7 protein-coding genes are annotated in these 7,755 nt (G+C 51.1%); 5 read left to right on the plus strand and 2 right to left on the minus strand.

The window, feature by feature from the left end:
- From ABYA77_RS14255 to ABYA77_RS14265, 3 genes are all read left to right on the plus strand, one after another.
- Window positions 1-1,407, plus strand: a 1,407-nt coding sequence (locus ABYA77_RS14255; protein ID WP_372966631.1) for an MBL fold metallo-hydrolase RNA specificity domain-containing protein, incomplete at its 5' end; no start/stop codon positions are given.
- Between the two features lie 37 nt (window positions 1,408-1,444).
- Window positions 1,445-2,707 (plus strand): Vi polysaccharide biosynthesis UDP-N-acetylglucosamine C-6 dehydrogenase TviB, encoded by a 1,263-nt coding sequence (gene tviB, locus ABYA77_RS14260; RefSeq protein WP_372966632.1) that lies wholly within the window; start codon window positions 1,445-1,447, stop codon window positions 2,705-2,707.
- Between the two features lie 107 nt (window positions 2,708-2,814).
- Complete coding sequence (locus ABYA77_RS14265; protein WP_372966633.1) at window positions 2,815-3,186, plus strand: histone-like nucleoid-structuring protein, MvaT/MvaU family; 372 nt, start codon at window positions 2,815-2,817, stop codon at window positions 3,184-3,186.
- A 43-nt stretch (window positions 3,187-3,229) separates the two neighbouring features.
- On the opposite strand, the gene ABYA77_RS14270 is transcribed toward ABYA77_RS14265, so the two are convergent.
- Together ABYA77_RS14270 and ABYA77_RS14275 are read right to left on the minus strand one after the other, a co-directional pair.
- On the minus strand, window positions 3,230-4,183 hold the full coding sequence (locus tag ABYA77_RS14270; RefSeq protein WP_372966634.1) for a diguanylate cyclase: 954 nt from the start codon (window positions 4,181-4,183) through the stop codon (window positions 3,230-3,232).
- A 2-nt stretch (window positions 4,184-4,185) separates the two neighbouring features.
- Window positions 4,186-5,214: a response regulator gene (locus ABYA77_RS14275; protein ID WP_372966635.1), complete on the minus strand. Its 1,029-nt coding sequence runs from the start codon at window positions 5,212-5,214 to the stop codon at window positions 4,186-4,188.
- 250 nt (window positions 5,215-5,464) lie between these two features.
- On the opposite strand from ABYA77_RS14275, the gene ABYA77_RS14280 reads away from it, so the two are divergent.
- Together ABYA77_RS14280 and sbcB are read left to right on the plus strand one after the other, a co-directional pair.
- Window positions 5,465-6,361 carry a hypothetical protein gene (locus ABYA77_RS14280; RefSeq protein WP_372966636.1) on the plus strand — a complete coding sequence of 299 codons (897 nt, stop codon included), beginning with the start codon at window positions 5,465-5,467 and terminating at the stop codon, window positions 6,359-6,361.
- Between the two features lie 45 nt (window positions 6,362-6,406).
- Window positions 6,407-7,755: exodeoxyribonuclease I (gene sbcB / locus ABYA77_RS14285; protein WP_372966637.1), on the plus strand; the 1,349-nt coding region annotated here is incomplete at its 3' end.

Here is a 7,755-nt window from a genome sequence, read left to right on the forward strand (position 1 = left end):
AAACACCACGGCGCTGTAACCGGCGTTACCGGCTCCTGTCACGAGCTCTGGTTGTCTTCCGGAAAGCCAGGCTCAGAGGCTGCGGTCCTTATCGACTGTGGTTTGTTTCAGGGCAATGAATCTAAAGCCCGCTCTACAGCTGAAGACCTCTCCATAGACTTTCCCATTAGTCATATCCGGGCTTTAATCGTCACTCATGTACACATAGACCACGTTGGCCGTATTCCCTATCTTTTGGCCGCAGGCTTTGATGGGCCGATCATTTGCTCCGAGCCTTCAGCGGTGATGCTTCCGGAAATCCTGGAAGATGCTTTAAAAATTGGTTTCACCCGCGATAAGCAATTGATAGACCGCGTTCTGACGGTGATTCGTGAGCGTTTGGTGGCCGTGCCCTATAACCGGTGGTATGAAGTGTTTTCTGAGCCTGACTGTTCACTTTCAGTACGCTTGCAACGGGCCGGGCATATTCTGGGGTCTGCGTACGTGGAGTGTGATGCGCGAAGTGGTTCTCTCGAAGAGCGTATTGTGTTCAGTGGCGATTTGGGCGCGCCGCACTCGCCTTTGTTGCCGGAACCGATGTCGCCTGAGCGGGTTGATCGCCTGGTGATTGAAAGTACCTACGGCGATAAAAATCACGAAAACCGGGAAACCCGCCGGTATCGGTTGAAGGCGGTGCTGGAGCACGCCCTGGAAGACGGCGGAACGGTGCTGGTGCCCGCTTTCAGTATTGGGCGAACACAAGAGTTGTTGTATGAGATTGAGGGGCTGATTGCGGAGTTTGGTGAAAAGGAGATTGTCAGTGATTCGCTTACATGGAACCAGCTGGAAATCGTCGTAGACTCCCCGCTGGCTGCAGAATTTACCAAAATTTATCGCGATCTGAAACCATACTGGGATGATGAGGCCCGGGCACTCATCAAAGCTGGCCGCCACCCGCTTTCTTTTGATCAGCTTACTGTCATCAATTCTCACGATACTCATCTGAATGCCGTAGAATACTTAGCCAAATCCCATCGTCCTTGTGTTGTGTTGGCTGGTTCCGGCATGTGTGCCGGGGGTAGGGTGGTGAATTATCTGAAAGCTATGTTGGGCGATGAGCGTAACGATGTGTTGTTCGTGGGTTATCAGGCTGAGGGAACGCCGGGTAGGGATATTCTGACCTATGGCCCACAAGGTGGGTGGGTTGAACTTGATGACGAGCGCTTTGATATTCGTGCGAGGATTCATCAGGTGCCTGGTTATTCTGCCCATGCAGGGCAAGCAGACTTGTTGCGATTTATTGAAGGTATCCCCAGTCCGCCAAAAGAGATTCGCGTGGTGCATGGGGATGAAGAGGTAAAAGTAGCCTTCAAACAGCTGCTGGAGGCTCGGTTTCCTGATTCAAAAGTGATTATCCCGATTAAATAAAGGCTGGGTTGGCCCCAATACGAGTTTTGGAGGACTTATGAAGAAAATTGCGGTTGTAGGTTTGGGTTATGTGGGGTTGCCTTTGGCAGCAGCCTTTGGCGAAAAACGTGAGGTGGTTGGTTTTGATATTAACACCAAGCGTATTTCAGAGCTGAAGGATGGTGAGGATTTTACGCGAGAACTTTCAAGGGAAGAGCTGGCGGCGGCCACGAAGTTATCTTTTTCGGATTCTCTGGAAGGCATTGCGGATTCTCAGATCTACATCGTGACGGTTCCTACACCGATTGATGAGTTTAAAACACCGGATCTGACCCCGCTCGTCAGGGCCAGTGAAAGTGTGGGCAAGGTGCTGAAGCGGGGTGACATCGTGATCTATGAATCGACGGTATACCCGGGCGCTACGGAAGAGGTATGTGTGCCTGTGCTGGAGAAGGTTTCCGGCCTGGTATTCAACAAGGACTTTTTTGCCGGCTATAGTCCGGAGCGTATTAACCCGGGTGATAAGGCGCACCGGGTGACATCGATCATGAAGGTTACTTCGGGCTCTACACCGGAAATTGCGGACGAAGTGAATGCTCTGTATGCGGACGTTATTACGGCAGGCACTCATAAAGCGAGTTCTATTAAAGTGGCCGAAGCGGCGAAAGTCATTGAAAACACTCAGCGTGATCTGAACATTGCGCTGATGAATGAGCTTTCGATGATTTTTGCAAAGCTTGGGATTGATACCCATGAAGTACTGGCGGCTGCGGGTACTAAATGGAATTTTCTGCCCTTTAAGCCGGGTTTGGTTGGTGGGCATTGCATCGGGGTGGACCCATACTATCTGACACACAAAGCTCAGGCTATCGGGTATCATCCGGAAATTATTCTGGCCGGCCGTCGGGTTAATGACAATATGGGGCCATACGCTGCGGCGGAACTTGTTAAAGCCATGATTAAGAATGGGCAAACTGTTTCGGGTTCCCGTGTGTTGGTTATGGGGCTGACATTCAAAGAAAACTGCCCGGATTTGCGGAATACCCGAGTGGTTGATGTTATCAATGAACTTAAAGATTATAACTGTGACGTACACGTCACAGATTGCTGGGCTGATGCCGCCGAAGCAGAGCATGAATACGGAATCTCGTTAGTGAATAATCCGGAGAAGGGCTTTTATGACGCTGTCTTCCTGGCGGTTCCCCATAACGAATACGCTGCTATGAGCGCTCAGGATTTACGCTCTTATGCCAAGGGCAATGGTGTTCTGTTTGATTTGAAAGGTGTGTTACCTCTTGGTGAAGCTGACTTCAGGCTTTAATAAGATTTAATTAATATACTTTGCGAATGTTCCGATTGTTTATTATTATTGCAATCTGGCTTTTTGGTCATGTTTTTTTGAATCCCAAAAGATAAGGTCTTATTTCCATGGCAAAGATCAACGATTACTATCAGAAAAAACAGCTTATGGAAAAGCTTGCAGAAGAGCTGGAGCAGCTTGAGAATGACCAAGCGCTAAAGAGCGAACTGGAGTTTGAAAATAAAGTACGTGATTTGATGAAGCAATACGATAAATCACCGAAAGATTTTCTTCAGATTCTGGCAGCGATTGACCCTTCAATTGCAGGCGCTAAATCGGACGGGGCAACGGGCACCCGTGCCAAGCGTCCGATGAAAACCTATAAAAATCCGCATACCGGTGAAGTTGTTAAAACTCGCGGTGGTAATCACAAGACTCTGAATGAGTGGCGTGAGAAGTACGGTAAAGAAGCGGTTCAGAGCTGGCAGCAGCAAGATTAACGCTCTTTGATATAACCCCTTTCCCTCTATGGGGAAGGGGTATTTATAATGTGACCACTCTGTTTCTTCCACCTTCCTTTGCTTTATACAACGCTTCATCGGCTTTTTGCATCCACTGCATATAGTTCTCCGGGCCTTCTGTTAATTGTGCAATTCCCACACTGATGGTGTATTGAATATCGCCAGCTGTGGTATTTACCGTGCTTTTTTCAATGTTTTCTCGTATGCGCTCGCACAGGATTCTGGCATTTTCGGTGTCGGTTTCGGGCAGGATAAGGCCAAACTCTTCTCCTCCGTAGCGCCCGGCAGAATCGGATTGGCGGATGCTGCTACGGGTAATTTGCGCTGTGTGGCGGATAACCTCGTCACCCGCAAGGTGGCCGTATGTATCGTTAACCGCTTTGAAATGGTCAATATCGAACAGTACAAGCACGGTAGGCTGGTTGTAGCGGCGGTAGCGTTCGAATTCGGTGTCGACCAGGTTTTCCCACGTGCCTCGGTTGAGCAGGCCGGTTAGCCGGTCTGTCATGCTCAGTTTGGCCAGTTGTTCGTTTGCCCGTTCCAGTGCGCGTTTGCTGCTGGCGAACTCCGTCACGTCGTAAATCAGCAAGCACACCTTGTCTACGTGACCAGTGGTATTTGTCAGGGGGCTGATCGTGAGGTTCTGGAACATGAATTCTTCAGTTCCGGTGATGGGGCGTGAATTTCGGAATTTGAACAGGTAAGGGCGCTGTTCCCAGGAGGTAAAGGCTCGGGTGTTGAGCATGGCCACAGCATCGACTTTACGGGTAAGCCAGGCTTTCGGGATATCCGGAAAGGCATCAAATATGGGCTTGTCGTGGATTTGGCTGGCGGTTATGCCGCTATGATTTTCCATAAAGCCGTTCCAGGCTTGCACACGGAAATCAAGATCAAGAACCACCAGGCCTACCTCGACGGTTTCGAGCATGTCGGCCAGCCAGTGGAATTCGTCTGAGTTTAGCGTTTTAAAGGCCATGTTCAGTTCGCCAGGTATTCCAGGTGTTTTTCCAGAAAGGGTATGGAGTTTTCGGTGAACAGAATCAGCATGTCGCAGTGAATGTCCCGGTTTTCAATGGCGTAGCTGATTTCAATGCACAGAAGTTGCTCTTCCCGGTTGCTATGGTGTTCCAGTAGTTCGTTAACAGGACGGTGCTGGCCTATGACAGTGGGATGCCCAAGCCCGAGTTTTATACCCAGCTGGTCGCCTACGCCGTTAAGGAAGGCGCCGAACAGAATGCTGGACATGTCCATCAGAACTTCGATGTTGACAGAGTCGCCTTCTATGACATCGTAATGAAGTAATTCGGCCATTTCCTGAAAGCTGGCGTCTTCAAAGAGCAGCAATGCCTCACCTGCTATGCCCGCACCGGTGAAACCCTGGCACACGGCTGAATATTTGTGCCCGGCTTCTGCGGCGGAAATGGCCATGTGAAGTTCTGAAGAGGCCAGGAAGGCTACTTTGGGAATGGATTGTTGCACGAATGTTCGGAGCAGGCGGGCCAGCAGATCTGATGATCGGCCCATGGCGACGTTAGCGGTTTCCTGTAGATACTCATTCAGGCTAATGGAAATTTCAGGTGCTGCGCTGGCTCTTTCCTGAGGTGCCTCGTGCCTTGTTTCCGGGGCTTGTAACTCCTCTGCACGGAGAAAACCGTATTCCTGCAGCAGGTGGGCAACGACGTCTGTATTCGTTGGCTTTTTTATGAAGTCGATGGCGCCAAGCATGCGAACGCGCTCGCGGGCTTCAGGCTGAATGTCGCCGGAAACTACGATGGTGAGCACGGGCAGGTCTTCTTTGCGGATGTGTTCGAGAACCTGATAGCCATCCAGGCCGGGCATATTCAGGTCAAGAAACAACAGCTCAGCCTGGCCGGTGCGCAGAATTTGCAGTGCCTCTTCGCCATCTTTAGCAAACTGAACGTGCTCTGCCAGGCAAGAAGGCAAGGCGCAGGCCATTTGCTTGCGGGCGAGAGCAGAGTCATCGCAAATCAGGATTTGAGTGCTCATGGTTTGTAGTCTGGAGCCGGATACATTTGGTAACAAGTCTAGCCTAATGGAATATGTACTTATTCGCTACATCTTTAGGTTTTTTTGCGTGGGGGAGGCATGTGACAGGCTTCAAGCATGCGCTCAAATAAAAACAGCGTAATAGCCGATTGTGATGTGGCTCACTCTATTCGTAGATGGCTCTCAGCTATAGTGGGTGTGCGGCTAAAAATAGTTTGGTGTATGAAATAATAAAACCGAGACACAATATATGACTAAGCTTGCGTACGGATGCGCTGCCCTTACTCTGATCTGCCTGGGTATTTCGCCCATTTCCCAGGCTGACTTAGCGCCCATTTCAGACGATGCGATGGGTGAAGTGACTGGGCAGGCTTTTATGCAAATTGAAAACATTGCCGGTCAGAACCATGACTTTACCCGGATGACGCTGGGTATGGATGTGGAAACACGGGTTAATGTGGATGATTTGCAGATCGGCCAGATTGACGGTGGCACTGATTTTGCCGCCAGCCATGTCGCGCTTGGGCACATCGCACGTGCCGATGGCGAAGTTTATAATGGTGTTACCTACAATGAAGGGGACGCCATTCCTTTTGAGGCACGCCTCCCATATATTGAATTGGCTGAAGACGGCGCAGGTTTGGCGGGTTTTCGTATGGGGTTTCATGAAGCCCGCGGGTCAGTTTCATCACACACCACGAGTTTCAGTGGCAATATCGGGCTGAAAATTGAAGACTCTGGTAATGTCTATGATGCCATGTTGTTTAATGGTATTGACGGCGAAGCCACTAACAAGAGGGCTACTCATATAGGCCTTGCTCCAGCGAGCCCGGATCAAGTGCCAGGCTGCCAGAGTAACGGGACAATTGCGAACTGTGCTCCGTTGACCAACCTCCGGAGCATTGATATCGGAAAAGATTCCGGGCAGGAAGGTGTTGCTGACTTCACCGATGGTTTTTTCATCGGATTCCAGCGTGATGATAACGTGGAATGGCAAACTCTTGATGGGGCGAATGTCATCAGTGCAGGAAAAGGTGTGTTTATCAATTTGCCCACAAATATGACGGTAAACCTGGAGCAGCTGACCGGTGCGGGTATTGATCGCCGCCGCACCCACCAGGTGGACATGGGGACGAATCTGTTCTGATTTTGTTAGACTCCTGCTATTCATTCACACGGTGGGAGTTTTCCTTTGATCCGCTCTTTTTACTGGCATGATTACGAAACCTTTGGTGTAGATCCTCTGCACGACAGGCCCTCCCAATTCGCCGGCGTTCGCACTGATGCGGATCTGAACGTGATCGAAGACCCTTTGGTGATCTATTGCAAGCCGGCGGATGACTATCTGCCTTCTCCGGAGGCTTGCCTTATTACAGGTATCACCCCTCAAAAAGCTTTGGAAGACGGCTTTCCGGAAGCGGAGTTCATTGCGCAGATCAACGAAGCCTTCAGCCAGCCCGGCACTTGTGTGGTTGGCTACAACAGCCTGCGCTTTGATGACGAAGTCACCCGCAACACCCTCTACCGCAATCTGCGGGACCCGTACGCACGGGAATGGCAGAACGGTAACTCCCGGTGGGACATCATCGATATGGTGCGCCTGACATACGCTTTGCGCCCGGAAGGAATCAACTGGCCCCGAAAAGAAGATGGTAGTCCTAGTTTCCGCCTGGAAGAGCTTACGGTGGCTAACGGCATTGCTCACGAAAACGCTCACGATGCTATGTCGGATGTTTGGGCGACGATTGCCGTGGCCAAGCTGATTAAAGAGAAGCAGCCCAAGCTGTTTGATTTTGTTTTGAAGAATAAAGACAAACACGCCGCACGCCAGATGTTGGACACTGGCACTATGAAACCGGTGTTCCACATCTCCGCCAAATTTCCAGCCAGCCGCGGCTGTTGCGCGTTGGTTGCGCCACTGGCGGAACACCCCACCAATAAAAACCAGGTTATCGTCTACGACTTGCGGGAAGACCCGACGGCGCTCATCAATGCCACGCCGGAGCAGATTCACGAGCGAGTGTTTACCTCGCAGGCTGAGCTAGGTGAGGGCGTAGCGCGCTTCCCCTTGAAAGGGGTTCAGGTAAACAAATGCCCCGTACTGGCCCCGGCCAACATGCTGTCTACGCTTTCCAAAGAACGCTTGGCGGAGTTGGAGCTGGATGGCGACGTGTTGCGCGCGAATCTGGCCAAGCTGCGAAGCGCCCCGGATTTACCCGCCCGCATTGCCCAGGCCTTCGACCGCAGCTTCGATGGCAGCGATCTGACTGACCCAGACGAGCAAATCTATGCTGGCGGCTTTATCAGTAATGCTGACCGAGAGCGGCTCAAAGACCTGATCACCCAGCCGGTAGAAACGTTAGGCGAGCAAGAGGTGCGTTTTGACGATGAACGTTTAAACGAGATGCTTTTCCGCTATCGCGCGAGAAACTACCCGAACACCTTGAGCGGCGAAGAAATGGAACGCTGGGAAGCCTTTAGAGCGGAACGTTTGATGAACCCGAAAAAAGGCTGGCGTTCACTGGAAGCTTACGGGCTGGA

The organism is Marinobacter sp. (genome assembly GCF_041595835.1).
In the GTDB taxonomy this organism is placed as follows: Bacteria; Pseudomonadota; Gammaproteobacteria; order Pseudomonadales; family Oleiphilaceae; genus Marinobacter.

Coding starts and splice junctions, on each gene's coding strand:
- tviB (WP_372966632.1), top strand. CDS start 1,445: ATGAAGAAAATTGCGGTTGTAGGTTTGGGTTATGTGGGGTTGCCTTTG.
- ABYA77_RS14265 (WP_372966633.1), top strand. CDS start 2,815: ATGGCAAAGATCAACGATTACTATCAGAAAAAACAGCTTATGGAAAAG.
- ABYA77_RS14270 (WP_372966634.1), bottom strand. CDS start 4,183: ATGGCCTTTAAAACGCTAAACTCAGACGAATTCCACTGGCTGGCCGAC.
- ABYA77_RS14275 (WP_372966635.1), bottom strand. CDS start 5,214: ATGAGCACTCAAATCCTGATTTGCGATGACTCTGCTCTCGCCCGCAAG.
- ABYA77_RS14280 (WP_372966636.1), top strand. CDS start 5,465: ATGACTAAGCTTGCGTACGGATGCGCTGCCCTTACTCTGATCTGCCTG.